Source organism: Leucobacter sp. Psy1, assembly GCF_020096995.1.
Classification (GTDB): domain Bacteria; phylum Actinomycetota; class Actinomycetes; order Actinomycetales; family Microbacteriaceae; genus Leucobacter.
This window is the reverse complement of sequence record NZ_CP083692.1, coordinates 1,454,986-1,480,931: the sequence shown is the minus strand read 5'-3', so window position 1 is coordinate 1,480,931 and position 25,946 is coordinate 1,454,986. Positions and strand designations below refer to the sequence as shown.

Below are 25,946 nucleotides of genomic sequence, written 5' to 3'. Positions count from 1 at the left end.
ACACGTCATGCGCTTGGCTTCCCTGCGAGAACTTCGCCTCCTGTGCTCCGCGGACGGCAATCGTCAGCAGAGCACTTCTCCAAACTCGAAGCCCATAGTTGAGAAGTTAGGCGGGGCTCTCCCCCACCAGGTCGAGGAGGTCCGCAGAGGAGAGGTGCTGTTCGACGTCAGCCCCTCTGTTCTCGAAGTGCACGCCCTCAGCCCGAAGCAGCTCATTCGGATCGCGAGGATCTCTACCGTCTGCCCAGGTGAAGTCGCCCGCGACGCGACCGTCCCACGTCAGCACACGATAGGGAGCTGTACATCGGTCACAGGTCATGAGATGACGCGCCATGGCCTGAGCACCTGTTCCGACGGCCTCCGCGAGCGCGTTGTAGCTCGTCCACCGACCCGCAGGAAGCACCGAGAGGATCGCGTGCGCGAGCGACCAGTCGAACCTGTTGGAGTCGTTGAACATGCGGCGGTAGTCGCTCATCTCCGACTCGGTCAACGACGGGCGCGCCCAAATCTTGACCGCTTTCTGAGCGAGGGCCTCGGCGCGCTCCTCGATGTCTCGCGCATTCCAGCTGACGAGTTGTCCGAGGCCCTGGTTCAGCCGCAGCGGGCTCTCGCGGAAGCCGCCCTCCATGTCGCGCTTCTCCAAGAAAGGGCGATCGGAGTACTCGGGGTTGTATCCGGTGAGCGTGAGGTTGCCGAGTGTATGCAGGTAGCGATCGTGCACGGCTTGCCAGTCCTCGCCCAACTCCTGCTGCCATGCGTCGTTCGCGTTCTGAGGCATGATGTGCTCGATGGTGTACTCGGCCGTCGACACCTCTTCTTTCCTGTCGAAGTTCTCCATCGTTCTGAAGAAGTACCCTCGACGCTTTAGGTGATACAGGTCCGTGGTCTTGAGCGCGTCTGCGAATTCCTCATCGGTGGGGAACCGTCGATAGTCCGGGAGTGTCAGCAGGCGCCCGGAGACGCTTCCGACATAGTCCTGAGTATCGATTACTGACGCGAGCGTCGCGAACGTCTTGTTGAGGCTGTTCGTCGGTATCTTGCACACCGCCCGCCGGAAGAGGTAAGCAATGACCGTGTCGAGTATCTCCAGGAACTGTTCGCTCGTGAGCGCGCCTTCGATGTACGCTGCGTAAAGTCGCAGTTGGAACGGATACGCGACCGTGGCCAACTGGTCGAGTTCTCCGAACCGCTTCGCCAGCGCGGGGTGGGTCTCGGTGCCCAGCGCCATCGCGGCAAACCAGGCAGCGTGTCGACTGAGATCCACAACGAGTTCGTGGCGGCCCTGAGGAGTGGGAGTGACTTCCGCGGAGTATGACTTGAACGCATCGTAGATCTCGTCGAGACGGGGAATGCTGCGCGTCTTCAGCGTGAGGTAGTGGCGAACAAACTCGTCGAAGCGCGCCTCATTCGGCCCATGGAACAACCGCTCCATCGGAAACCAGTAGTCCTCGTATAGGCGCTCCTGCTCGGCCTGGGGCACGTCCATCAACACGAAGTTCCGTATCAAATCGGCTTCGGAGAGCTTCTTGCCGGTGGCATTCATCGATTCGAAGACCAACTGCGGATCATCTGTTCCGCGAACCAGCTTGACGTCAACGACCACAAGTTTCGCGAGGCCGCGGCACACCTCAATGACCGTCGCGTGGTCCGCTCGTGACAGCAACCCGACGAAGTACTCGTAGTTATCGATCACTCTCGAATCAGATGACGGGAGGGGCGCATTCCTCACCACCGCCTTCAGGGCATCCTTGTCCCGTTTCGAGAGCGTGAGCTTAAAGAACTTGTCTCCCGATTCGAACGGGTTCGTCAGGTACAGCCCACGAATTTTCTGAGGTGCGAAGCCTTCGACGGGTTCCCGTTCCTCCTCGGGCAGACTGTCAAGGTGAGCCGCCAACGCGGCCAGGAGGAGCGTTACGGTCGTCACGCGTTGCTGCCCATCGATCAACAGATCGGGCTCACGAGCGACGATGTTGCCATGGTCCGACTCGATGTACACGATGGACCCGGTGAAGTGATTGCTCAGGCCCGCAGTCCGTCCGGCTCGGACGACATCAGTCCACAACTGCTCGCACTCGTCGTTGCCCCACGAGTAGACACGCTGATAGATCGGAACGATGAAGCGCTCGCACTTCTTCAGCAGCTCCAGCAAGTTCGCATCTACAGCTTTCACAGCGGACTCCCTCGTCGATCCTCATCAGTGAGAGCGGTAACGCTCACTCCTCACGAGCGTATCTTGCGCGGGGCTCGACCACGGCCCGAGCCGATGCCCGAAAAGCAGCTTCATTGCGCTGCTCTCGATCAGAAGCGCTGTAGTTTCGGCCAACTTCCTGTTCCAAGAAAAAACTTCGAAATGTGCAATTACCAAACCTTAAGCTCGGACGGATGTACAAGTTCCATTTGAGCTACACCGTTGTAGAGATGAATCGGTCCACTCGCGCATACCGTGGCGCCCGCCTCGATCGGGTCTAGCCACCACTCACCCCAGATCACGAAGGCAAACCTCTGCGGGTCAGGGTAGTCTTTCCCTACGTTCACGAAGACCCCCTGGGCATCACCCCGCACTGTCGCGAGTGGACCACACACCAGCTGAATGTCACCCACATAATCAGACGCTTCATCCCATCCGAGTGCACCCTCTGGCCACAGCTCATCGGGCGTCTTCTGCGACTCTCTCGAACACATTCCATCTGCCGCGAGAAGCTCGATCGCCTCCGGACGGAGAGCGTAGTCACCCCAAGAGTCGCATAATTCCGGCCCCTTGTTCGACGCCTCGATCAGTACGGAGAAGTAGTCGGTCGCGATATCGTACTCATCAGGGCACGAGGCGCTCAGTGCATCCATTTCGGCGTTGATTGCGCCGTGCGTATCACCGATTCGATTTCGCTCGACAACCGATCCCAGCAAAGCGCCACAATCCGTGAACGGCTCGGATTCTCCAGCTGTCGTCGCCGCACCACTGCTACACGCGGACAGCATAGCTGCGAGGATCAGCGCGGAGGCCGCCGCCGATACCGAAATCACGTTTCGATGCATACCCATAACGCTCCCCCCCCTAGCGCACAGTATATCCGCAGACATACAAATAGACGACATGTGTGCAATTTAATCACCAGAAACAGCGCCTCGGCTTCCGCCGCCTCGTGTCCGAACGACTTCCCCGCAGCCAGATTTGCGCGGGATGCCGTGGCCGCCGGACGCGCCCCTGCCGGGGGCGACCCGCGTACGCACTTCGTTGATGATGAAGACTCGCGGAGCCTGTTCGCGGGCTACGCGGGAGCTGCACGCAGGCTTCGCACCCAGCTGAAAAACCAGGGCATCGTCGTGGATCGAGACTACCGCCTCGTGGTGTCGCTCCCGTGCGGTGTGGGTGGCGGACCCAGCGGCGTCACCTACGGGTTGAAGCAGGAGTTCGGGGACGCCGTGCTCTGCGTGTTCGTGGAACCGGTCGAGGTACCCGCGATGACGTTCGGCGTGCGCAGCGGACTGCACAGCGATATATGCGTGCAAGACATCGGGCTTACCGGTCGCACCGCAGGCGACGGACTCGCGGTCGCCCGCCCGTCATGGTTTGTGGGCGAACGCGTCGGCGGCCTCGTCGACGGCTTCGCAACCGTCGACGACGACGTCATGCGCGCTGGCGTGAGCCTGCTCACACACACCGAAGGTGTGTCCGTCGAACCCTCAGCAACGGCCGGGCTGACGATCCCGTGGCGGATCGCTCGTGCAGTCAAGGCGGGCAAACTGCCTACCGATCTCGACGCCCCGACCACCACGCACCTGGTGTGGCTCACCGGCGGCAGCATGGTGCCCGACGAGGAGATGGTGCAGTACTTCACTGACGGCGCTGCACTGACCCACGCATTCACGACGGAGGCGGAGCTGCTGTGACCACCACCCTGATCGCGGGCGCCATCATTGCCGATGGCGAGACCATTGGCGACCGCCCGCACGACGTACTCCTCTCAGGCGGTCGGATCGAGCGGATCGCCCCACCGGGGTCGTTCGATCATTTGGGCGCGATCCCAAGCATCGAGGCCGATGGGCTCATGCTCACCCCGGGCTTCATCGACACCCACGCCCACAGCGATCACACCCCGCTCATGACCGAGGACGACACCTCGAAGATCATGCAGGGCGTCACGACCGAGGTGAACGGCAACTGCGGGTTCAGCCTCGCGCCGAACGCCACCGACTTCGAGGACGACTACGCGTCGCTGGTGCGTCGCATCTTCACGAGCTTCCGCCATGACTGGCGCAGCTTCGGCGAGTACCTGCAGGAGCTGCGTCGCGGCGAGTTCGTGACGAACTTTGCGACGCTGCTCGGGCACAACACGCTCCGGATCGCCGCGATGGGCACCGAGAACCGTCAGCCTGACGAGGTCGAGTTGCAGGCCATGGAGCGACTGGTCGATCAGGCGCTCGAGCACGGATTTGCGGGGCTCTCGACCGGGCTCATCTATCCGCCGGACGTCTTCAGCGAAACGCCTGAGGTCGTGCGGCTCGCACGGCGACTCCCCCGCGGTGCGGTCTACTCAAGCCACATGCGCAATGAGAGCCGCTTCCTCTTGCGAAGCCTCGAGGAGACGGTCGACGTCGCCGAGGCCGCAGGTGTGCGCTGCCACGTCTCGCACCTGAAATTCGCGGATCTGCGGCGCGCAGGCGAGATGAGCACGGCGCTCGACTACCTGGCGGACCGTCGCGCGAGTTGGGTGCCCATCGCCCAAGACATCTACCCGTACACAGCCGCGAGCACCATGCTGTCGGCGCTGCTGCCGCCATGGATGCACGACGGTGGCTCCGGTGCGCTGCTCCGCCGCCTGGGCTCCACCGCTGAGCTCGAGCGTGCCGCCCGCGATATCGCCGACGCGTCGCTCGACTTCGAGAACTACGCGCTGCAAGCGGGGTGGCAGAACGTCGTCATCGCCAGCACCGGTTCGCACCGCTTCGAAGGCGAGTCCCTCGCATCGATCGCGAACCGGCCCGGGCTGCGACCCGTGGAAGCGGTCGGGCGGATCCTCATCGAGGAAGAACTGCAAGCGACGATGATCGTGCACGCCATGGCCGAGGAGGACGTGCGCACCGCCCTCGCCGATGCGCGGACCATGATCGGCACCGACGGCCTGCCCGCCGGCACCGGTGGGCGGCCGCACCCGCGGGCGTTCGGTTCGTTCCCCCGGGTACTGCAGCGCTACGTCGCCGAAGAGCAGGTGCTGACCTTGCAGGAGGCGATTCGCCGCATGACCGCTTTGCCCGCTGAAGTGTTCGGCTTGAGCGGGCGTGGGCGCGTGCTCGAAGGGTACGCCGCCGACCTGGTGCTCTTGTCTCCAGCTGACGTCGTCGACCATGCCACCTTCGCCGACCCGATGCGAAACCCCTCAGGGGTGCGCGACGTGTTCGTCAACGGGGTGCGGGTCGTTGAGGCCGGAGCCTGGACCGGGCGACGAGCCGGAGGGTTACTGCGCGCGGGGCACTGACGGAGGTCGCGTGGGAGACACCGCTGAGGGCTGGCCTGAATCAACGTCCATCGACGCAGTCTTACAGGGACTACAGAGGAACGACTCAAACCAAGAACAACTGAGGACTCCTGAAAGAATCGTCTCCCCGCCAAAACCTAGCGAAACACCGCGTGTTTCTGCGGTTCTCATGGCATCGGGTTACCGGTCGTTACCGGCAGATGCCAGCCAATTTGATGACCTCGGGAGGGTTGCTGGTGACCATTCTGGTGATGGAGCGGGGTACACGCAAAGTGTGGTCTTTTGCGTCAGTCACCGGCGATTGCATCCAGGATCAGCCTTGCCGCCTTCTCAGGTACGACGTGCTCCCAGATCCGGATCACATTCCAACCCGCTTCACACAGAACGGTGTCGGTCTCCCGATCGCGCTCAATGTTCCGCGCAAGCTTGGGCAACCAGTAGTCCTTGTTACTCTTCGGGTAGGTCGCATGTTCGGGGCAGCCATGCCAGAAGCAGCCGTCGATGAATACTGCGATCTTCTGCCTCGTGAAGACGATGTCGGCACGTCGCCGTTTATGTTCCGCCAGCGGGGCGAAATCGACGCGATAGCGAAACCCGCGCCGGTGAAGAATCTTCCGGATCGCAAGTTCCGGCTTTGTATCCTTACGCCGATTGGAGCGCATCGACTTTGCTGTACCGGGCGTGCTCGCCCAGCCGGTACGCCCCAGAACCATCACCCTAGATATCCTTCCGCGGCACAATCGCGGACTTCCGCCGCCCTTCATCGCGTACGCGGAATCCGATTCGTCCACGCGGCGCAACCGATTCGGGGATCACCAGGGAGAAGAGAGTAGCCACGTCCTCAGGCTTCACTTCGTCAGGCATGTTGCGCGGATCTCTATCTTCCTGAGTCGCAACAGGATCCGCCGCGAACGTCAGCAGCATGGAGCCTCGCGTTGGCGCGTACAGAGCTTCCGCTTCTGCACCTGCATGTATTCTCGTCATGTTGCCGGCGATGCGCTCGACCGCATCGCGTTGTCTGAACGAGCTTCCCGAGAAACCGCCTCGGGTCCCTCCTCGTCGTGTTCTCTTCAGCAGGGGGATATCGACTCCATCGACTTCCCTCAGCACCGGATGCTTGCCCAGGTAGGGAACCATCACGGCCCAATCCTCGAGTCCTCCCTCGCCCATGGCTTGCTGCAGCATCGCAATTGTCGGTGAGAAATCGAAGCCTTCGACCCACTCGAAATCCGAGAGCGCTTTCAACATCTCATCCGCCGACACGATCGCAGTGCGCGCGTCGAACTCGCCTGGCTTATCAGTCACGGAGTCGTAATATCCGAACTTCGTCGGAGAGCTCAAGCGATCCAACCAGCCACGCACCGCTGTGAAATGCCGCCGGTTATTCTCCCCCTTTCCCCGCAAAGGCTGGCGCGGAAAGTCTTTGAGCTTCCCGCCTTCACCCATGAAACCGATTTCGGCGTTGTACATCTTGTTCCGGCTGGTCGGGGTGAGCCAGGGCAGCTGCTGGAACACCATGGGAGGCACATCGATCGGGCGGAGCACGGGCTCCCCCTCCTCTGTCACCTCTGAAAACGTGCGCAGCTGCGCTCGGAATTCCTCTTCATCTTCGATGATCGCCTGAAAGGCTTCGTACAGGTCTAAGGCTTTGCCCCGTGGCCCGATAGCGCGGCGTGCGACATACAACCTCACGAGGTCACGATACCCAGGCCGATAGCCGAACCAACGTCCCATCTGCATCAGGCTGTCGGCAGCCTGTGCTCGACGACGGTAGTAAGTGATGGTGAGGCCCTCGACAGTGAATCCTCGGCTCAGCTTCGTCCCGCCGACGAGAATTCGCCAGATGTCCGCCTTATCGAAGTCGATCTGCTCATACTCGTTGTCCTTGTCGCCGTTCACCACGACGACCGGGTCCTTCAGCATCATGATCTTGTCGAGGGCTGCACCGATGTGCGGCCGCAAGTCCTCGAACGCTGTCGGCATAGGCGCCTCCCAGTCCCGCGACGCCGACACTGGCTGAAAGTCGGTCTCGTAAAGACTCCGGAGTCGCGCGAGACCCGACGGAGACGAATAGCCGGCTGAAGCCCATTCCCGCCTAATCGCCGTGGCGAGGATCTTATGATCTGCCTGCTTCACCGTTTCATGAACAAGCATCGTGTGGTGGTCGACCTTCACACGATGCCCGTTTCCCGCTCTCCAGAGCTTGATCGCGCCGCTCAACACGAATGCGTCCAAGGCGCTGCGCAGCTCCTCGGGAGAATCATCCTCGGATTCCGCTTCGAGGTTCCGCACGAATGCCGCCTCATTCGAGAACCCCGGGTCACCGCGATACTCCTCGTCCACCGGCTCGAGATCGTGGAAACTCGTTCCTCCCATGTACGCTGGCGGAGGATTTAGACTGATGATGAAGTCCTTCGGGAAGATGTCCTCGGAATCATCGGGCGAAACGAAGACGTTTGCGAAGGGCGTAGCGGTATATCCGACATACTGGCTGCGCTTGAGCTCTCCCAGCAGTTCCGCGAGCAGAGCGTTGATCGCGGTGCGTTCAGTCTCATCGGGTGACTTCTGCCGTGCGGGATTGATCGTGTTCACAGAAGCCTGGTCGGCTTCATCGTCCACGATGAGCACCGGGATCTCGTCGAGCCGCGCGCGAACGTTCTTGAGGTCCTGCACAAGCTTCGTGAGGACTGACTTGTTCTTCTTCACGACGGCGATCCGCACATCCGTGCTGTAGAGGTTCTCGGCGTCCCAAACGGGAAGCCGAGGGTTCCTCAGCTCATTCCCGCTGCGGAAGTCGAGGGCATCGAGCCCGGCCGCGAGCCGCTTGTAATCGTAAGCCTTACCTGTGAGTCTGCGGATAGCAGGAACATCGGGTTCGATTCCGAAATCCACTCCATGGTCGACGAACCTCCCGAGGAGCCAGTCGCTGTCACCATCGCTCACGTAGTCGATATCTGACACCGCGGTCGGATCGTTCTCGTCCCTCCCCCCGAGGATGTTCTCCTTGCCGATCAGTTCCATGTCGAGGCGGCGCTGAGTCTGCGCGCGGAGCAGCTCCACCGTGCCCGTCAGCACGATGACGAGCCGATACCCGGCGTCGATCGCTTTCGCGATCACACCCGTAAAGTTCGCAGTCTTCCCGCTCTGCACGTGCCCGACGACCAGCCCCTTCGACTGATACGGCTCCTTCGCAGCAGGGTCGGCGAGACGCGAAACGATGTCGGTAGTCACGGAATCGACGGAGGCCAGCGAAGAAGCATCGAGTTTATCCCCGAGCACACCGGAGTAGGCATTCCAGTAGAAGCGATGCGCCCGCTGCCGTTCGGGTGTGTACCAGGGACTCCAATCAGGGTCCGCGATGACGACGTCAGTCTCGAAATAGGCCGGATGGACTCCATTGATCTGCTCAGCCGCATCCTCGGAGAACCCGAGCAGATCAAGCACCTTCGAACGACGCTCCCGTGTCCGCGGTGGCGTGTCTCCCGACCATTCCGGCTCGGACTCGGCGTCCCAACGGGCGAGTGCGATGCGGAAGTCGGTATGTTCCCTGGAGTTCACATCGTCACCGGTGAGTACCCGGACGAGCTCGAACTCATCGATCGTCTTACCCGATTTGGAAAGCCGATGCGCTACCAGCTCGAGAAAGTCCTCGGGACCGAAATCTGACATGCCCCTCAACGTCGAGACGATCGCCCGGGTGTATTCATCCTCACGAACCATTGCGCTTCCCTCTCTCGCAGAATCCTTCTATGACCGTCGGTGGCTCCGCCGCTTCCAGACCTGTCACGTCGATACGGTAGACCAGACCTACGACGAGTTCCGGCCGCTCGATGATCGAGGCAATCCCCTCGTGGTCGATCGCCGGGAAATGGTCCGTCACGGCATATGCTCTGGGCACACTTCTGTCGATGAATCTGCGCGTATACAGATCCTCAGCCGCACTCGGTTCCCAACCGATCGAACGGAGTCGCTCATCGTACAAGCGCCGACTCCGATCCAGAAGTCCGCGAACCCGACGAACACGATCCGGCAGCGTCTCGCCTTCAGTCGAAGCACCTGCGGCTGTCACCTGGATCGAGACGAGGTACAGCGGCCGTCCAGGGGATCTCGAGAGCTGCGTGGCACTGCCGATCACGTGGATACGACCTTCGGATGTCGTGGTCTTCACTTCGGCGTCGAATTCAGGGAGCACGAAGTCATGCTCTTCGTGCTCCGGACCGAGCCAGGCTGCCGTGGCCGCTTCTTCCCCTATCCGTCCGACGAGATGAGCGAACAGGCCGAGCTCTCCGAACAATCCGGTCTCTTGTTCCTCGCTGAGCTTCCGACGTTTCGCTAACAGCTCCCGAAAGCTCGCGAGGGCATCCTCGACGGAGTGGCGGAATGGTCGACCGGCTTCGAGCTGATCGACCACCGACATGATGACGGAGTACCCCTCGTAAGCCATTCCGTCGACGTCGATGCCGAGCTCGAACCAGACGCCATCCTCGCCCGGTTCCTCCATCACATCGAACGAAAGCCGGTCGTACGAACCGAGTTCAGGATAGGAATTCGTGGCCGGGGTCCGGAGCTTCAAACGACGACTGTCGGGCTCGATGATCAGCACGCAGACCGGCGATTCCGAGAGAGGATGCCGCGTCGGCACGGTGGCGCGCACGTACTGCTCGAGGGTCTCCGGAGTCATCACACGGTTAGACTCATCGTCCACTACTCGGTTCCTCTCCATAGGATCGACGTTCCAACTCCTCGTCGAGCGCTGCGTCGATCAGTTCCTGCCATACCTGCAGTTCGTTCTTCTCGCGGGCTCCCAGCATGGCCCCCTCGAAGAACCTCGAGTAGAGCAGCAGGAGCAGCATCTTAAAAAGCGGCAGGTCGTCGGCCTCGCCAGCGAGCGCTCCCAGAGCCCGGCGGTGCTGCGTATTGAGCCAAAGAGTGCGGTGTTCTAGGTCGACTTCCACGAAGGTGCCTCCGCGCATCAACTTCCAGCGGATCTCGATGGGACCGTGCTCCGAGAACACGACCGAATCGGCGAGCGTATCCCGGAGCTCGGGGCTGAGACCGCGGCGTACCTCGGAAAGCATGATCGGTCTCCGAGTACGTCGACGCGAGGCAGCTGAGGCCTGCTCGGCCTCGGCGAGGTAGTCCCTGAACGTCGTGCCGCCTTCGGAGACCGCCGCGTCGATAGCGGCCCTCAGATCGGAATCGAATTCCACTCCCGACTTCTCGGGGTTGATAGTCGTATGCGAGGCCAGAGCTGCATCGATCTCCACGACGACCCGCGCGAACTCCATCTCCCGTCCACCGTGCACCACGCCGTTCCAACCGCCGGCCTGCAGCAGACGGTCATGACGGTAGATGAAGAACCCCTGCGATCGCGAGCCCGGCAGTCCGAAGAGCCTGAACTCCGGCGAGCTTCTCCCGGATGCCGGCCAGATCGCGGCCGACAGCACGAAGTCGCCCTCGGGCAACGATCCCCGCAGCTCGGATGAGTGCAGCCATATACCGCCTGGAGCGCGGAAAGGGTCGATCGGATCCACTCGCCGCGCAGGCCCTGCCATCTCACACGTGGAATCGAACTCATCGATCGTGATCGTGACGTCTCCGCGCGACAGGATCCGGTGCAACACGAGCCCGAGGTGAGCGCGCAACGACTCGACGGTGTCCTCGAGCCACGCTCGGCGTTCCTCTTCGCTAGGAGAACTGAGGAAAGTGCGCACGTCGCGCCATTCCACAATCGTGCCGTGCGCGACCGGGCCACCCGGAATCTGCGCAGCGGTCGCACCGAAGAGTCCAGTCAGGCCTGCCGCGCCGAGCTCGACCACCCGCGTCGCACGGCCGGCGAGGATCCGTCTCCCTGCAAACACCGAGCTGCCGAGCGCCCGTGTGTAGACGTCGAGCTGATCGGCCTGGCTGAGGGACGCCGCCTTCAAGCCGAGTCCGAAGTTTCCGAGATCACCAGGAGCGTATGCGCGCCGACCGCCGAAGGTCATGGCTCGATCCATATCCGCGGAACTCATACCCCGGCCGTCGTCAATGACTCGCAGACCTCGCACGAACCCGTTCTCCGACATGAAACGGATGTGCACGCGCGCCGCTTCGGCATCAATGCTGTTGTCGACGAGGTCTGCTACCGCCGTGGCGAGCGAATGGTGCCGTCCTACGGCATCGGCGATGCTCGGATCCGGAGGAACCTCCTTATACCCGACCTCGTCGATGCTCTCCATGCGAATCAGCCCTCCGTGAAGCGTCCCGGTGAAATCCCGAGATGGCGTGAGTTCTCGGAAACCGTACGCACAGTATCCGAGTCGAACCCCGCCATCTTGTCGGCATCTACCGACATTCTGATCTCGAAGGTGTCGGGGTCGGCGTTCTGCAGGTGCACGAGGACCTCATCCACGATCTCGATCAACTGCGCCCTGAGATCACCCCGCGGCCTGAGATCCACCGCGCCGCTGAAGCGCGCGTTCTGGATCCGGCTGGGCGGGGCCGATGGATGCACTGCAGGCAGCGCCCCGGTGCCCCGCCCGATACCCATATCGATCAGGGGCTCGTCATCGGGATCGGCGACAACGGAAGCTGCAGCCAAAGCAGCAGCCCTGCTCCGGGCCAGCTGCTCCTCCGCCAGTCGCGGTGCCACCAGCAGGGTTGAATCGTCGACGACACCGGCGGAATCGACCTCGAACGGCACCCGGAGGCCGATGAAGTCGCCTGTCTCGTCGTCATAATCGTCCGCGAGCGCGAATCCCCGCTCCGACCACCCAGCATCGGTCATCACCGACCGGATCGCATCAAGGAGCACACCCCGATCCTTGAGACGCGGCATGTATGGATACTGCAGATGGTACTGCCAGAGCTCGCCCACGGAGAGGTATCCGCGGTTCCACCGGCTGCGCAGGTGTCCGTTGAACACGAGCCACAGCGCGAGTGGCGAGGTGTTCGTGTAGATCACGTCATCACGGCCGAGGCGCAGCCCGGCACGCACCGCGAGGCGGCGGTCGTCTCCCTCGACCTTCATCGTTGTGAGCGAAGGCGGCTGAGCCCCGTCCGACTGCTCGGGGAAAGCCGCCCAGATCCAGGCGGAGGCGAGCCGCTGATCGACGATGGCTCGAGTTTCAGCTTCACGTCTGCGGGCATGCTCAATCTGGCTCTGCAGGAGATCGAACTCGCGCACCCCGGAGACGATCGCGGCCCATGCCATGTGAGTGCGTAGCGAATCTTCTGCCTCTGCCCAGCGGTTCTCGTCAGCCCCGAGCATCACGAGAGTGTTGGCGTTCTGCCGTGCGGCGCTCCCTCTGCGACGGAAAAGCTCATCCGCGAACCGCCAGCCTGCACTCTCCCTGCTCTTCGCGGCGAAGGTGTGACGCGGGTGCAGCACGACGAGCCGCACCGCGTCCGCTTCCACCACATCGGAAGTCGCTTCGGGTGCGACGACAATCGAGGAGAACTCGGGCGCCGAACCGACGGCCCCGCGCAGAAGCGCCACAGCCCTCGCATACACATCCTCGATATCGAGCGCCTGCGCACGTTCGGTGACCATCCGGTTGACCGAGGGCTGACGGTCGTACCAGTAGCGGCTGCCTTCGGAGTAGAAGTAGGTCGCCCTGTCAGAAAGCATCTGAAGCGCCGAACCGAAGTTGCCGATGCTGTCTCCCGGCATTGCCACACCGAGGAAGACCCGTTGACGTTCAATACCCTTGTGCCCGCTGTCGAGCGTCGCCGCGGAACCGAGGAATAGAGCACGAGCGATGCGTCGGGTGAGCGCTCGGCGTCCGAACAGCGGCCGCTCCTTATCGATTAGAATCGGTGCCGCGTTCTCGCCGTCGATATCTGTCTCGATGATGCTGCGCCAGGCATCGTCGAGGTAGGCGGTCACCTCGTCGCGCACTGCCGGGTCATCGAGGGGCATCGATCCCGGCATGATCAACGGCGCATCATCCCCGGAGGCGTGCAGCGAGTGCACTACCGCGCTCATCATGCGCAGCACACCGCGAGTGCGTTGGAAGCGCTCGAGTGCCGACCAGTCGCCGTAGAGACGGTCGAAGAGCTCCGGATGAATCGGGTAGGCCGCACGAAGTCTCGCCTCGTACTCCATCTGGCGGGTCTCCGGCGGTAACTCACCCGTTTGAGCGCGGTAGTAGTCTGCGAATCGGCGCACGGTGGCATCGATCTTTCGACGGCCCGCGGCATCTGGCTCAGTGAAGAGTCGGCGTCGCACGATCTCGAAGGACTCGCCGCTCGATGCCGGCGTCCAGTTGTGCGCGACGCGGGAGACCACGTGCTGCAGACGCTGCAGGGCGGCACGACCGTTCGCGCCGCCGATCTCGAGATCCGCTCCGGTCGGAGCTTCGGTCTCGTCGTCAAAACGCACGTCGGATGCGGGGATGGAGACAAGGAGCAGAGCACCTGGCACCGACTGCACAGCTGCCGTCAGCTGCTGCGCGAAGGTGAACTGGGTATCGAATGTGCCGCCTACCAGATCGTCGCGGCCGTAGAGTCCACGAGCGTACGCGACCCATTCGTCGATCAGGATCAGCGCCGGCGAGCAGCGTGCGATGAGTGTGCGCAACGCCTCGCCCGGGTTGGTGCCGGTGCGGTCGGCGTCGGCGAGGATCGCGTAACCCTCTGCGCCGCCCAATTGCCAGCCGAGCTCACCCCAAAGGGTGTTCACCACGGTGCCGTCGGGCTTCGTCGTCGGCTGCCCCGGAGCGATCTCGTTGCCGACGATGGCGACCCGTTTCACCTCGCGTTCGAGCGCGACGGTTCCGTCCGCACCGAGCAGATCCTGCACCTGTTGCGGGTAAACGTCGAGCGGTCGACCGCTGAAGAGGTGCCATGCGGCCAGCATGGAGTGGGTCTTGCCGCCGCCGAACGTCGTCTGCAGGTTGATGACCGATTGGGCGTTGGCATTGCCGAAGATGCGCTTGGCACTCATCGTCAGCAGCGTCTTCAGCCCCTCGGTGAGGTACGTGCGCTGGAAGAACTGGATCGGGTCGCCGTACTCGGGCGAGGCTTCTCCAGCAGCGACCTGATGCAGGTCGGCTGCGAACTCCGCACGCGCGAAGTTCCCGGCTGCGATGTCCTGGTGCGGCGACAGCACCTCCCGCCAGGGTGTCAGTTCGGCGTCTGCCAGGTCAGGCATCGAGGAGACCGCCGCGCGGATATCACGCCGGGTCTCCTCCGCGTAGGTGGCTCGCTGAGCATCTGCACGCATACGGCGCACTGCGTCGGCTTCTGTCGGTGCACCGATGGCGCGCAGCAGGCGCTCGCAGGTGTCCAGCGCACGATAGGTATCGTCGGCGCTGAACGGCTTGGGATCGTGCGCCCATCTGTTGCGCACCTCGCGCATCTCGCCGGCGAGGTTCTGTTCGCCGCGAGAGAGTCGCTCTCCGAACGGAAAGCCGAGGGAGCCGAGGCGTTCGGTCACTGCGCGCAACTGGATCTGCACGTCAGCGGGATCATAGTCGCGTCCATCGCGACTATCGCCGTCCTTCGCCTTCAGGATCGCCGTCCAGTCGAGGCCCAAAGAGACGTGGGGCCTGAGCACCTCTTCGACGAACGGCCCCAGAGCCGATCCCAGTTGCTCCAGTGCGCGGCCCACGCGCTCCTTGTTGCTGATCGCCATGTTCAGACCTCCTCGAGCAGATCGAAGTCGAGTTGGGTCGAAACGGCCGCAGGGGCCGCCTCTTTCTCGGCAGCACGCGCGGCGGCTCGGATCTCCGGCCAGGATGCCGCCACATCGTTGAAAAGGATCTGCGCTGCGGTGCGCCCCTTCTTCTCGCTAATCTGATGGAGCAGGTACGAGAGCTGATGGGCGGCGGCTCCGTCGATCCCGCGGGCCTCGGCCCGCTGCAGGATCCGGCCCGCGGCATCGAGACCGCCGCGCTCGTCGTCGAGAGCGCGCGCGAGGTGCAGCACAACCTCCCAAAGACTGATGCGGTCGTCCTTCGCCGGATCGTACCCTTCAGGCAGCTCACCCGGAGCGAGCAGTGCGACCTTGCCGCCGCCGGAGCGGAGCACACCGGATCGGCGCAGCCCGTCGATCGAGGCGTTCTTCGCGTTAGCGAGCGTCTCGGCCTCGCCGTAGAGCGCCTCGTCGAAACCGTGGCTCTCGTACCAGGCGATGCACCAACGGGTGTCGGCGTCGAACTCGCCCTCCTGTTCGGAGACGACTTCGTCGAGCACGGCGTTGATCTGCCGCAAGGCCTCTCGCACGGGCATGCTCGATCCGTCGGATTCGATCACCTCGGAATACTTCGAGTATACGGCCATGCCTGGACCGATAGCGGCCTGAGCGAGATCTACCGGCGCGACGCTCCCCTGCTGCAGTGCACGCAACGCTTCGGGCAGCGTGGATCTCAGTTCAGCGGAGAAGCTACGACGTTCGATGGCCTGCGCGTTCTTCGGCCGCGGGCGCAATGCGAGCACGATCGAGGAGGCGAGCGCATTAACACCGTTACCATTCATCCGCCCCGCGCGCTCAGAACGCACAGGCCAAGTGGCCGTAATCTGCCACCCCGCGCGGATCATACTACTCAAGATCGTCTCCCAACCCACAGAGGATTTCCCGACCTTGTCAACCTCAGACTGTTTGAACGCGTAGTAGACAGTGATCGGAAAATCATCCAAGGCAACTTTCCGAGCCCTCTGGAATACTTGCTCAAAACCCGTTTCAAAGAAGTCCTTCGCCTCAACTTTCCCGCCATGCCGATACGGATTGGCGACAAGCTCTTCCGCTTTAGGAACAAGCAACGTACTTAGCAGCGACGGGTGAAAGTCACGCATCGACCTGCGGAACCATACGTAAAAGAAATCCGAGAGATCTGAGTACCCGATGCTGTCGTAGTAAGGGGGATCCGTAGAGATCAGTGCATTCGAATAGTCCATAGAAGCCGCGTCAGCCTGCGTTACTGTCGCGGGTTCACCACCCGGCACTGCGGCAATAGCGTCGACTAGATAGCCCAGCTGACCAAGAGCGTTACCTGTTGACTGGGAGAACAGGTTGGCCTCAGGGAACTCCCACAACATAGGTATCGCGTGCCGGGCAAAGAGCTGCTCGATTTTCTCAGCAGGCCTATTCCAGACGCTCAAGCTTGAAGAGCGGTTTGCTATCCTGCCGATCCAAAGCCCAAGATAAGTCGCAACAGCGTCTGCGTATGCGCGAGCGCTTGACTCGGACGAATCAGCTATAAGCTTCAAACTGTCCGATTCCATAGCATCGTTAAAGATTCTCTCGCGGGCTTCTCCCACGAGGTCGCTAAAGACTGTCAGTGTCGTGAGTTGTCTAAGAGTGAAAACATCTGCAAACTGCTTCATTCCATATGCGGGTGGAGAAAACCACCGGGGATTGTCAGCCATTGCCCCAGAAGGGGCGTCAGACGGCCTCGAGACATTCGCTGCTTCCTGATGAGCCGCTGTCGGCGGAAGGTAGAGTCGCCGCCGGTTCCCACCAGCCACGACCGCCATGAGATCCGCCCCCATAGCCTGCAACTCTCCCTGCTCCCGAATGTAGTCAATTCCTGCATGTGCTCCACAGGAAATACACTTAGCGCCCCGGCGACCGGAGACTGTACCATCATCAGCTTTCGGTGGGCCAAGACGCGAGTCAGTTCCAATCGAGTACTCAACCCCGCCTTCACGCACCGTGGGGACTACAAAAACCTCACGCCCCTTCTTCTTACTAATCCACCAAGAGGTTACGAGGGGCATTTTAATTCCACAGGCAGGGTTAGGGCATGGGATAGTGCGGGCCCAAATCCACGCAATAACCTCTGCTTCGCTCCCATCTTCGAGGGTGGCTTTCGGGTAGAGGTGCCCTACTCGCCTCTTCGCTTCCTGCTGAACCCAGTTCCCGTAATTCTTGACATCTTCAGCGAGCCCCGTACTCTTCGGCCAGGAGTTGCTTTCCGCTGCAGCAAAAGGAAAGACAGGCGACTGCCCCGAAAACTTTGGTGGAATCTCAACCAGCGCTTTATTGATCAATACTGCGACCGGGTTCAGGTCGGAGGCATGCACTTGGAGTCCCAGCCGTTGAGCTTCCAGCGGAATAGACCCACCACCAGCAAAGGGGTCCAGGATGGCGGGCGGCGCACCACCGGTGGATCGTAAGATTTCATCCCTTGCCTCGCCAAGAAGGCGTTCGTTTCCTAGATTGTCCCAGTTCACCATCCGAGTAATGAGATCGAAGAGACGTTCTCGTTCCGCTTCGACCCGTTGCTCGACGTAGCGTTCGATATCTCTCTCGCCGCGTTGCTGTGCTTCGGCTCGATATTCGTCCTCACGAGCCGAAGGGTCATCGACGAGCTGCGCAAAAAGCACGGCTCGTGCTGTTGCAAGGGGCTTTCTGGACCACCATAGGTGCAAGGTCGAAGGATGTCCGTGACGGATGGACTTCTCCCGCGCCGATTGCGCATTGATCGCGTCAAGCGGCAACGCCACCTCGATCAGCTTTTTCTTCGCCAATAGCCTCTACTTCCGCCACGTGTTGCAATTGCCATCGAGTCTATACAGTGCGCACGCCGCCAATCATGCCGTACCGGAGCCCTCAGCTTTTGGTGTTCGTCAGGTGCTTCCCCATGTAGCCGATGTAGATCTTTCCCGTACCCGAGACGTCGTCGTAGTAGTGCATGCGAGGAGCGAAGGTATCCCGATGCGGCGGCTTGAAGTGTGCATCCATGAGCATCAGCCCATCTGAACTGACTGCCTTCGGAACCGGCAACACGCGCTCCTCTCTCCACTTCGTATTTGTCAGCACAGTCTCGCTCTCGGTGCTTGCGTGACGATTAGGGCTGCATTTCGTGCCGATCACGCGATCATCGTTGAGATACATATGCACACTGCCGGTGAATTCTCCGGATTCGCGCAACTCCGCATAGTCGCAGAGCACACGAATGAACTGCCAAAGCGAGGGCGCATATGTGCCGAGGGCATAGCGACGATCGATTTCGAGGGCGGTCGATTCGTCGCCAGTGAAGACGACGCGTTTGAACACAGGGTGCTCATCTTGTCCCGGCGTGATGCGGTTCAGAAGCTCCTCTACGGATTCCGGCGCGCCCCAGACATCGTCGTTGGGCGCAACATATGCGTCCTGCGGTTGCGCGCTCGCCGCGATGCGCTGCCTGAGCGTCGCGAGTTCCTCCTGCTGTGAGACGATATCCTGTTCTGATTGCGCGCGATCGATCTCGAGGTCCTCAAGATGTCTGTGCAACTGCGTTAGTTCGTCCTCGAGCTCCAGGACTTTGAGCTCGCGTTCGTCGAGCTGCTCCTGTGCAACAGCTCCTTCCGCGCTCTTCCGTTCGATGAATCGGTCCAGTTCATCGAGACGAGAAGGGCTCGGCTCCTCCTCTGTCAGCCACCTTGCGAACGACTGCGCAGCTCGTTCCCACAATGCCGTGAGCGAGGCGAATAGGGAACCGTCGGGTGCGGAAGCATCGGGTTGCGCTTCCCGAACAGGGTTCGAGGTGACGAGCCGTACCTGCGAAGGCCCTGCTCCACTGCGCTGAAGCCGTTCCTCTTCGGCTACTCGTGCAGTCACCGCGGCATCCCTCAGAACCCTGGTCTCGGCCTGACGGAGGACATTCCGGTTCCTTACTACGTCGGCAGGAAGCTCCAGCTCGATCAGACGACGGCGCGTTGATTCGGCATGGCGCATCTGCAGCGGCCTGCCGACTCTCGTTCCCCGAAGCGATCGGGTGAACGTGGCTGGCCCAAGCCGCCTGTGCCTTGTCGCGTCCGATACATCGTCAAGGTCGACATGAGGCGAGAAGGTTCTGACCCGACCGGCGTCTACGGCATGGCTCGCCGGCAGTCGCTCCTGCAGCTCCTCCATTGCATCGGCATAGACGACGAACGTCGCTGCTATACCCACGCTCTCCTTGGTAAGGCTGGCGATCGCCTCCGTCCAGCGTTGATCACTCTCCTCGCCCAGCGAGCCCGCAACGACGACGGAGACCGTGCGCTCCTCGTCTTCGATGGCGCGGATGACCTGCTCCACGTCACCTCGTCTGATCACGACGGGGTGCCCCTTCAACGGAGTTTCATTGTCATGAGCTCCAATCGACTCGAGGATCATGGGAACGATACGAGGTGTGCCAAGCTCTCTTACCGCTTGGTCCCCGCCCGCACCCTCAACCTCGGCTTCGACGACAATGGTCTGCCGATGACGACGTGCTTCTGGAAGGGAAGCGACAAAGAGGGAAACGGTCCAGGTCCTGCCGTTGTTCTCCTCAACGAGCCGGTAGAGACGTCGACGGCTCGCATCCCGTCCGTCGTCCTCCTCCACGACAGATAGCTTCGAATCCGGCCCAAGCCGATGCACCCCCTGGCCTTCCCATCCGATTGTTTCCAAAGTCGCGCGCCTGCCAGAGGCTTTCGCACTCAACCAGGAGCGCAGCTGCTCTTCAACGATGCGCACCGCATCCTGATCATCGTCGAGCCGAAGTACGGCTCGATATCCTGTCGCCATCTCTCGATATCCCTTTCGCCATCTCGCTACCTCTGCCGATCCCAGCTAAGCACGGAACTCGGACATTCCGGGCGCACGATCGCCCGCGCGCCAGCTTGGAGATGTCCGAGGTGCCGGCTAACCTGATAAATCATGGAGCAGCGTGACATCCGAATACTCGACTTGTTCGCGGGCGCAGGCGGTCTGACCGCAGGTTTCCATGCTGCGTCAAAACAGTTCCGTACTATCGCCGCAGTAGAGATGGATACTGCCGCAGCAGCCTCCTTCGAAGCCACGTTCGGCGAGGGGATCGTGTACACAGGATCGATTCAGGATTGGCTCGAGTCTGAGCACGTACCCGATTCAGCTGACGTTGTCATCGGCGGCCCACCATGCCAGGGGTTCTCCACACTTGGCAAGCAGGACGAGCAGGACGAACGGAACTCCCTCTGGGAGCAGTACGCAGCCGCCTTGATTCGCGTGAAGCCGAAGTATTTCGTGGTCGAGAATGTCGCAGCGTTCGCGAACTCTGCGCAATTCGAGCAGTTCGAACTCGCTACCGATACCGGAGGGATTCTCGAAGACTACACTTTCCAGCACCGCATCCTGAACGCCGCGGACTACGGTGCTGCACAGTCCCGGAAACGCGCCGTACTCATCGGGCATCAACGAGATATCTCGTTCCCGGGCTTTCCAGAGATCACCCACGGTCCCTCTGCAGTAGACGGTTTGCAAAAGTATCGAACAGTGGGCGATGAGTTCGCCGACGTACCGCTGGTCCCTGACATGGACGATCTTGCAGATGCCCGATCCATCGAACGCAAAGGCCGAGCCCTCTCAGGAAGCTTCGCACCTAGGGAGCTTCATTGGAGTCGATCCTATCGGCAGCTGTCCCTCGACCGTTTTGCCGCGATTCCAGTCGGTGGCAATCGCTTCGATCTCCCCGATGAACTGCTCGCACCATGCTGGCGCAAGCACAAGTCAGGTTCTGGAGATGTGATGGGGCGGCTCTACGCCGACCGGCCATCGGTGACAATCCGCACCGAATTCTTCAAGCCCGAGAAGGGTCGTTACCTCCACCCGACCGCACATCGTGCAATCACCCACTACGAAGCAGCACGGCTTCAAGGGTTCTCTGATGATCATCGATTCGTGGGTTCGCGTACGGCCATCGCTCGGCAGATAGGGAACGCCGTCCCGATTCCGTTGGGCCGGGCAATAGCCCTTCAGCTGCTGCATGCGATCTAAGTTTGATCACGCCCTCCCCGGCACGGCACCGTACTACTGCCACGTTCTGGGCTATACATGACTCATAGACCCTAACTCACGCATCACCTCATGGAGATGTGCACTCCCGCGAGAAAGGTTCATGAGTTGAAGTTGACATTCGATCCGCTGACCATCGAGCATCTCGGATTCAAGATGTACTCGCATCTCCCGAACGCGCTGGCCGAGCTCGTAGCGAATGCCTACGACGCAGACGCCACTCGGGTTTCGATCGAGTTGATCAGCCATCCAGAGCCATCGGTCACCGTCGTCGATGACGGACATGGCATGAGCAAGGACGATCTACAAGAAAAGTACCTACGCATCGGCCGCAATCGGGTCAAAGAAGGTGAGAGGAAATCTGAGTCAGGCAAACGTAGGGTGGCGGGAAAGAAAGGTCTTGGAAAACTTGCCCTCTTCGGAATCGGCATACGCGTGACCATCAGAACCAAAAGACGAGATACCACCGCATACCAGGTGGTCGAGCTCGACTGGAACGCGATGTTGAGCGCTGATGGAGAATACGAGCCGAGCTCCTGGCAAGAGCCGGGTGATCGAGAGGCCCATGGAACTTCAGTGATGATCTCATCTCTGAAACGTAAGACTCCGGTAAACACAGATTCTCTGGCGAACAGTCTCTCGAGATTGTTTAACTACGTAGACGATGACTTCAAACTCAGTCTTCAGTCGGAAGACAACAGGATCATGGAAGTCACGCGCGAACTGCGTTACTCCAGCATCGAGAAGGAGTCCGAATGGGCAATCCCAAGCGATCTCTCCGATTCGAATATCGATCCTCTGATGGACCAGTTGCACGGGAGAATCATCGCCAGTGCGAAACCACTCCATCAGGAGCTTCGTGGAATCACTCTCTACGTGAACGGTCGACTTGCTAACGATCCCGAGTTCTTCGGCGTATCCGAATCGAGCTATGCGTTTTCGTATTTGACAGGCTACATCGATGCCGACTATCTCGACGAACTATCAGAGGACGTGATCTCAACGGATCGAAGATCGATCTCATGGGAGCTACCCGAACCCGAGGGGTTAAGAAGCGCGTTGGGAAAGCTACTGTTGGAAATCAGTCGACGCCGTAGGGAGTCGCGGAGGAAAGCGCAAAAGGGTCGTGTTGAAAAGACTTTGAACATCGACACCGGGATGTGGGTCAGCTCGATCCGAGATCGTTCTCGTGCCGACGCCGTTTCCAACGTTCTGGATGCTGTCATATCTCCGGATAGTGCTATGAGCGACTCGAACCAGAGCGCAATCGTCGAAGGACTGCAGACAATCGCACCGGAGTACGCGGACCTCCACTGGCGCCAGTTGCACCCGTCAATTCAGGAGGCATGCGAGATGGAATATAAAGACCGTCATTATCATGCCGCAATTGTGGAGGGAATCAAGCGCTATGTGAACGACGTCAAAAGCCTCTCTCAAATCAACGGCAACGAGCATTCCATAATCGAAGGAGCTTTCGCGGATGCCAACCCGAAACTCGATGTCATTAAGCAATGGATCGACCTCGAGCTGTCGACCGATACTCAGAAGAATATTCGCACTGCTCAGAGGGTGCTATCGAAGGGTCTGTGGTCGGGTTTTCGCGATCCGATCACTCACGAGGAACGAGTTACCCTCGAGCAGAAAGGTATCTTCACCTATCAGGATTGCCTCGACGCGTTGAGTATCCTCTCCCACTTGCGCCGGCGCATCGATACTCAAGCTCAATAGCTTCCCCGCCCGGAAAGACCAGTGAAAATCGCCTCAGATACTCTGAATTCGCTCTGCATGTCAACGTAGGGACGTTCCTGAATCCGCTCGCTACGCTGGACCAAAGTCCCAACGGATGGAGTCAGACATGCGCACGATGCGAACCCCGCCAACGCAGTCCCGGATGCGCACCAGCGTGCACGCAGATAGCGCAGTCGCATGATTTCCCCTGCGCTTTCCCGCCGCACCCTTCTTGGCACCTTAGGTGTAGGTCTCGGCGCCGCCGCGCTCAGCACACTGACGGCGTGCAGCCGCAGCGGCGGCACCCCCGGCGGTCCCGCTGACGTCACCTACCAACTCTCCTGGACGCACTCGGTACAGTTCGGCGGCACCTACCTCGCCGAGAGCGAGGGGTTCTTCGACTCCCTCGACCTCACCGTCGCGCTCGCAGCGGGCGGGCCGAACGTTGCTGGCGACACCAACACCGTCAGCGGCAAAGCGCTCATGAACATCTCGGGTGGCGACGGCGTCGCTCGATCCAACGCGGAGGGCGCCGACCTCGTCATCGTCGGTGCGCAGTACCAGCGGGCGGCGAACACGATTCTGTCACTCGGCGACGCGCCCCTGGAGTCCCCTGAGGATCTCATTGGCAGGCAGATCGGCGTCGCCGGGGCGAATGTGCCCGCGCTCGACGCGTTCCTCGACATCAACGGCATCGCGAAGAACGACGTCGAGTACGTGCCCAGTCAGTACGACCCCGCCGTGCTCACCGCTGGGCAGGTCGACGGACTCTTCTGCTTTTACAACGACCTGCCGGTAGCCCTGCGGGTCCAGGGCGTTGACGCCTACTCGATGCTCCTCGCCGACTTCGGCTACAACCCGATGAGTCAGGTCTACACCGTGCTTCGCGAGAGCCTCGACGACGAAGCGGTCCGCGATCAGATTGTTCGTTTGATCCGCGGGGACGCGCAGGGGTGGCAGCGGTACCAGCAGGATCCGGTTGCGGCCGCCGAGCTCGTCGTCGAGGAGTACCCCGACGCCGGACTCGACCTCGACACGCAGAAGGAGCAGGCTGAGGTTCAGCTCGACATCATGTTCTCGGATGCCACCGAGCAGTTCGGTTTCGCCTGGTACACGGATGAACAGGTGCAGGAGAGCCTCGAACTCTTCGACCGCCTCGGCATCCAAGGTGCGACACCAGAGATGTGGGACCACTCGATCCTCGACGAGATCTACGCCGACGGGCCCACGGCATAGCTCGACCTCGAAGTCAGGCTCAGGACCAGCAGGGAAGGTCCATCAGCCCGGTACTATCGAGGGGCACCAGCCCGTCGTCAAGCTTGCGGAGCCGACCGTAGAGATCGCGCAGGGAACCACGATCGGGGAGATCTGCGCCGCCAGCAGCCTTCTTGAGGACACTCAAGGTACTGATGAGGTCGATGCGTCCCGAGCCATTGCCCTGATCCGAAAGCCGCTTGAGGCGACGCTGCTCTCGCGCAGCCACCCGTCGCCCTCCGCTGTCATCGATCAAGACGAGCACGCACTCACCATGCTCCGCAGCGACGACCGCGTGCGCGATCACCATCGTCTCACCGAGATCCCTGCTCGAACGGACTCGCTCCCCCAACGGCATCCCTGCAATGCGCTGGACGGCGACGGTGAGCTCTTCTGTGACATCATCGGAAAGTACTTCGAGCAGCCGCTCGGGCACTTTCTTGATCACGCGTTCGGCCGCGGCGAAACGCTCCTCTCGGCGGGCCTTCCGCAAGATCTCCTGTTCGACGATCTCGGGGATAGAAAGCGGCCCGACCGCCGAGAACAGCAGCCGCTCCCTATTGAGCGAAAAGAAGTTGATACCCGGCCCCGCATCCATGATCGGACGGTGGCTCATGAGGACGCGCCTTCGTCCTCCAGATCGCTGAGGTCCACGTCAAGGTCGGGCAGCTCCTCGGTATCGGCAGGCTCAAGCTGACTTGGCCTGACGCCTGCCGCGTCCAATTCAGCAAGCATGGTCTCAAGCGGAACACCACGGAGTGTGGCGAGCGTCTGCGCGGTGACCACTCCCTCGGCGTAGCCCGTGACGGCACGCGCCACGAGAGACTGCGGTGCCCGCAACCGGTCAGAATCGTCTTGCAGGGACGCATAGTGATCGGTCCACCCGTGTCGAGTGGCCAGCTGAGGTGTAGAGCAGCGCATCCACGTCGCCTTGGTATCTTCGTCGATGTACCCTCCGTCATACAGAGCGATCGCCGCGATCTGTGGCGAGACGCGGAAGCGCTGCACGAGCGCGGAGAGGTCCGTCTCGGTGGCGGGCCTCCCCTCCCCCAGAAACTCGCGAACACCGACGACAGGTATCAAGAGGTGACGAGCGAATGCGTCCGCGCGGATCTCCTCGGGCGAGCGCGCGCCGTACTCGGTTTCGTTCGCCCAGTCTTCGAAGATGAGGTGGCCGAGTTCATGCCCGAGCGTACTGCGTTGACGCATCGGGTTCCGACTCCTCGCAATGCCGATGAAGACCGCGCCCCCGACCGGGTCGCGCATCGTAAGCCCGTGCTCACCGTCATCGGGGTCCAGCACCGCGACGTCTGCGCAAGTCGTCCGCTCGATCAGCTCGACGAGGTCCCCCAAAGGCTGCACCCCGAGGTGGTGCCGGGTGCGGAACTCCCACGCGGCATCGCTCGCCTGCTTCTCAGCGCCCACCGTCATCGGGCGGACGGAATCGCGTGGTCGTCGAGGTAGGCGTCGAGTTCCATGAAGTGCAGCAAGCGCTGGCGCATGGAACTCATGGACGCACCGTCGGTCGCGCGAGCCGCGCACTGCACGCGGTCCGCAACTGCACTCCCGGTGAGCTGGGCCACTGTGCATCCAGTCGCGTCGGCGATCAGTATGATTTCGGTCATCTTCGCGACACGTTCTCCGGCGAGGATCCGGTTGAGCGTCGCTTGCGACATCCCGGTCCTATCCGCGAGCGCACGCTGAGAGAGTCCGGCGGCGGCTCGAGCGTTTTCGATTGCCGCGACCATGGCGTTCATCACTTCACCTCTTGAATCAAGTTGTCGAAC

The 25,946-nt window shown here is 61.4% G+C and carries 17 protein-coding genes; 5 read left to right on the top strand and 12 right to left on the bottom strand.

Translation table 11 applies throughout. The annotated features are described in order from the left end of the window. Positions 1–106 precede the first annotated feature (106 nt). Positions 107–2,170 carry a DUF262 domain-containing protein gene (locus tag K8P10_RS06925; protein ID WP_224781065.1) on the bottom strand — a complete coding sequence of 688 codons (2,064 nt, stop codon included), beginning with the start codon at positions 2,168–2,170 and terminating at the stop codon, positions 107–109. 188 nt (positions 2,171–2,358) lie between these two features. Then, the gene (locus K8P10_RS06920; RefSeq protein WP_224781064.1) at positions 2,359–3,033 is read right to left on the bottom strand and encodes a hypothetical protein; all 675 of its coding nucleotides are present in this window, start codon (positions 3,031–3,033) and stop codon (positions 2,359–2,361) included. On the opposite strand from K8P10_RS06920, the gene K8P10_RS06915 reads away from it, so the two are divergent. Further along, positions 3,028–3,888, top strand: coding sequence for a D-serine ammonia-lyase (locus tag K8P10_RS06915; RefSeq protein ID WP_224781063.1), 861 nt, complete (start codon positions 3,028–3,030; stop codon positions 3,886–3,888). The genes K8P10_RS06920 and K8P10_RS06915 overlap by 6 nt on opposite strands. After that, positions 3,885–5,474, top strand: a complete 1,590-nt coding sequence (locus tag K8P10_RS06910) for an amidohydrolase family protein (RefSeq protein WP_224781062.1) — start codon at positions 3,885–3,887, stop codon at positions 5,472–5,474. The genes K8P10_RS06915 and K8P10_RS06910 overlap by 4 nt, the downstream gene beginning before the upstream one ends. A 287-nt stretch (positions 5,475–5,761) precedes the next feature. Here K8P10_RS06910 and K8P10_RS06905 read toward each other — a convergent pair whose 3' ends face one another. The 7 genes from K8P10_RS06905 to K8P10_RS06875 all read right to left on the bottom strand — a co-directional run bounded on the left by K8P10_RS06905 (position 5,762) and on the right by K8P10_RS06875 (position 19,932). After that, entirely contained in the window at positions 5,762–6,187 is a 426-nt protein-coding gene (locus tag K8P10_RS06905; protein WP_224781231.1) for a very short patch repair endonuclease, read from the bottom strand. Between the two features lie 4 nt (positions 6,188–6,191). After that, the gene (locus tag K8P10_RS06900; RefSeq protein WP_224781061.1) at positions 6,192–9,194 is read right to left on the bottom strand and encodes a Z1 domain-containing protein; all 3,003 of its coding nucleotides are present in this window, start codon (positions 9,192–9,194) and stop codon (positions 6,192–6,194) included. Then, positions 9,184–10,179, bottom strand: coding sequence for a PD-(D/E)XK motif protein (locus tag K8P10_RS06895; protein WP_224781060.1), 996 nt, complete (start codon positions 10,177–10,179; stop codon positions 9,184–9,186). Before K8P10_RS06895 ends, K8P10_RS06900 begins: the two co-directional genes overlap by 11 nt. Beyond that, entirely contained in the window at positions 10,169–11,695 is a 1,527-nt protein-coding gene (locus tag K8P10_RS06890; protein ID WP_224781059.1) for an ATP-binding protein, read from the bottom strand. The genes K8P10_RS06895 and K8P10_RS06890 overlap by 11 nt, the downstream gene beginning before the upstream one ends. Positions 11,696–11,700: 5 nt before the next feature. Beyond that, a complete protein-coding gene (locus tag K8P10_RS06885; RefSeq protein WP_224781058.1) occupies positions 11,701–15,093 on the bottom strand; it encodes a Swt1 family HEPN domain-containing protein in 3,393 nt (1,130 codons plus the stop codon). 2 nt (positions 15,094–15,095) lie between these two features. Continuing rightward, entirely contained in the window at positions 15,096–17,930 is a 2,835-nt protein-coding gene (locus tag K8P10_RS06880) for a DUF1156 domain-containing protein (protein ID WP_224781057.1), read from the bottom strand. Positions 17,931–18,012: 82 nt separating this feature from the next. Continuing rightward, a complete protein-coding gene (locus K8P10_RS06875; RefSeq protein ID WP_224781056.1) occupies positions 18,013–19,932 on the bottom strand; it encodes a DUF3450 domain-containing protein in 1,920 nt (639 codons plus the stop codon). Between the two features lie 132 nt (positions 19,933–20,064). Between K8P10_RS06875 and K8P10_RS06870 the strand changes: the two genes are divergently transcribed. From K8P10_RS06870 to K8P10_RS06860, 3 genes are all read left to right on the top strand, one after another. Continuing rightward, entirely contained in the window at positions 20,065–21,159 is a 1,095-nt protein-coding gene (locus K8P10_RS06870) for a DNA cytosine methyltransferase (RefSeq protein ID WP_224781055.1), read from the top strand. Between the two features lie 132 nt (positions 21,160–21,291). Next, positions 21,292–22,905 carry a TIGR02391 family protein gene (locus tag K8P10_RS06865; protein ID WP_224781054.1) on the top strand — a complete coding sequence of 538 codons (1,614 nt, stop codon included), beginning with the start codon at positions 21,292–21,294 and terminating at the stop codon, positions 22,903–22,905. A gap of 198 nt (positions 22,906–23,103) precedes the next feature. Continuing rightward, positions 23,104–24,141, top strand: coding sequence for an ABC transporter substrate-binding protein (locus tag K8P10_RS06860; protein WP_224781053.1), 1,038 nt, complete (start codon positions 23,104–23,106; stop codon positions 24,139–24,141). Positions 24,142–24,160: 19 nt separating this feature from the next. Here K8P10_RS06860 and K8P10_RS06855 read toward each other — a convergent pair whose 3' ends face one another. Genes K8P10_RS06855 through K8P10_RS06845 form a run of 3 tightly spaced genes read right to left on the bottom strand, consistent with a single transcriptional unit; the run spans position 24,161 to position 25,907 of the window. Further along, positions 24,161–24,775 (bottom strand): hypothetical protein, encoded by a 615-nt coding sequence (locus K8P10_RS06855; protein ID WP_224781052.1) that lies wholly within the window; start codon positions 24,773–24,775, stop codon positions 24,161–24,163. Next, positions 24,772–25,590, bottom strand: a complete 819-nt coding sequence (locus K8P10_RS06850) for an ImmA/IrrE family metallo-endopeptidase (RefSeq protein ID WP_224781051.1) — start codon at positions 25,588–25,590, stop codon at positions 24,772–24,774. Before K8P10_RS06850 ends, K8P10_RS06855 begins: the two co-directional genes overlap by 4 nt. Next, positions 25,587–25,907 (bottom strand): helix-turn-helix transcriptional regulator, encoded by a 321-nt coding sequence (locus tag K8P10_RS06845; RefSeq protein WP_224781230.1) that lies wholly within the window; start codon positions 25,905–25,907, stop codon positions 25,587–25,589. Before K8P10_RS06845 ends, K8P10_RS06850 begins: the two co-directional genes overlap by 4 nt. Positions 25,908–25,946 lie beyond the last annotated feature (39 nt).

What these genes read in the sequence shown, in the direction of transcription:
- K8P10_RS06915 (WP_224781063.1), top strand. Translation starts at nt 3,028, where the DNA reads ATGCATACCCATAACGCTCCCCCCCCTAGCGCACAGTATATCCGCAGA.
- K8P10_RS06920 (WP_224781064.1), bottom strand. Translation starts at nt 3,033, where the DNA reads ATGCATCGAAACGTGATTTCGGTATCGGCGGCGGCCTCCGCGCTGATC.
- K8P10_RS06905 (WP_224781231.1), bottom strand. Translation starts at nt 6,187, where the DNA reads ATGGTTCTGGGGCGTACCGGCTGGGCGAGCACGCCCGGTACAGCAAAG.
- K8P10_RS06900 (WP_224781061.1), bottom strand. Translation starts at nt 9,194, where the DNA reads ATGGTTCGTGAGGATGAATACACCCGGGCGATCGTCTCGACGTTGAGG.
- K8P10_RS06890 (WP_224781059.1), bottom strand. Translation starts at nt 11,695, where the DNA reads ATGGAGAGCATCGACGAGGTCGGGTATAAGGAGGTTCCTCCGGATCCG.
- K8P10_RS06885 (WP_224781058.1), bottom strand. Translation starts at nt 15,093, where the DNA reads ATGGCGATCAGCAACAAGGAGCGCGTGGGCCGCGCACTGGAGCAACTG.
- K8P10_RS06875 (WP_224781056.1), bottom strand. Translation starts at nt 19,932, where the DNA reads ATGGCGACAGGATATCGAGCCGTACTTCGGCTCGACGATGATCAGGAT.
- K8P10_RS06870 (WP_224781055.1), top strand. Translation starts at nt 20,065, where the DNA reads ATGGAGCAGCGTGACATCCGAATACTCGACTTGTTCGCGGGCGCAGGC.
- K8P10_RS06860 (WP_224781053.1), top strand. Translation starts at nt 23,104, where the DNA reads ATGATTTCCCCTGCGCTTTCCCGCCGCACCCTTCTTGGCACCTTAGGT.
- K8P10_RS06855 (WP_224781052.1), bottom strand. Translation starts at nt 24,775, where the DNA reads ATGAGCCACCGTCCGATCATGGATGCGGGGCCGGGTATCAACTTCTTT.
- K8P10_RS06850 (WP_224781051.1), bottom strand. Translation starts at nt 25,590, where the DNA reads ATGACGGTGGGCGCTGAGAAGCAGGCGAGCGATGCCGCGTGGGAGTTC.
- K8P10_RS06845 (WP_224781230.1), bottom strand. Translation starts at nt 25,907, where the DNA reads ATGGTCGCGGCAATCGAAAACGCTCGAGCCGCCGCCGGACTCTCTCAG.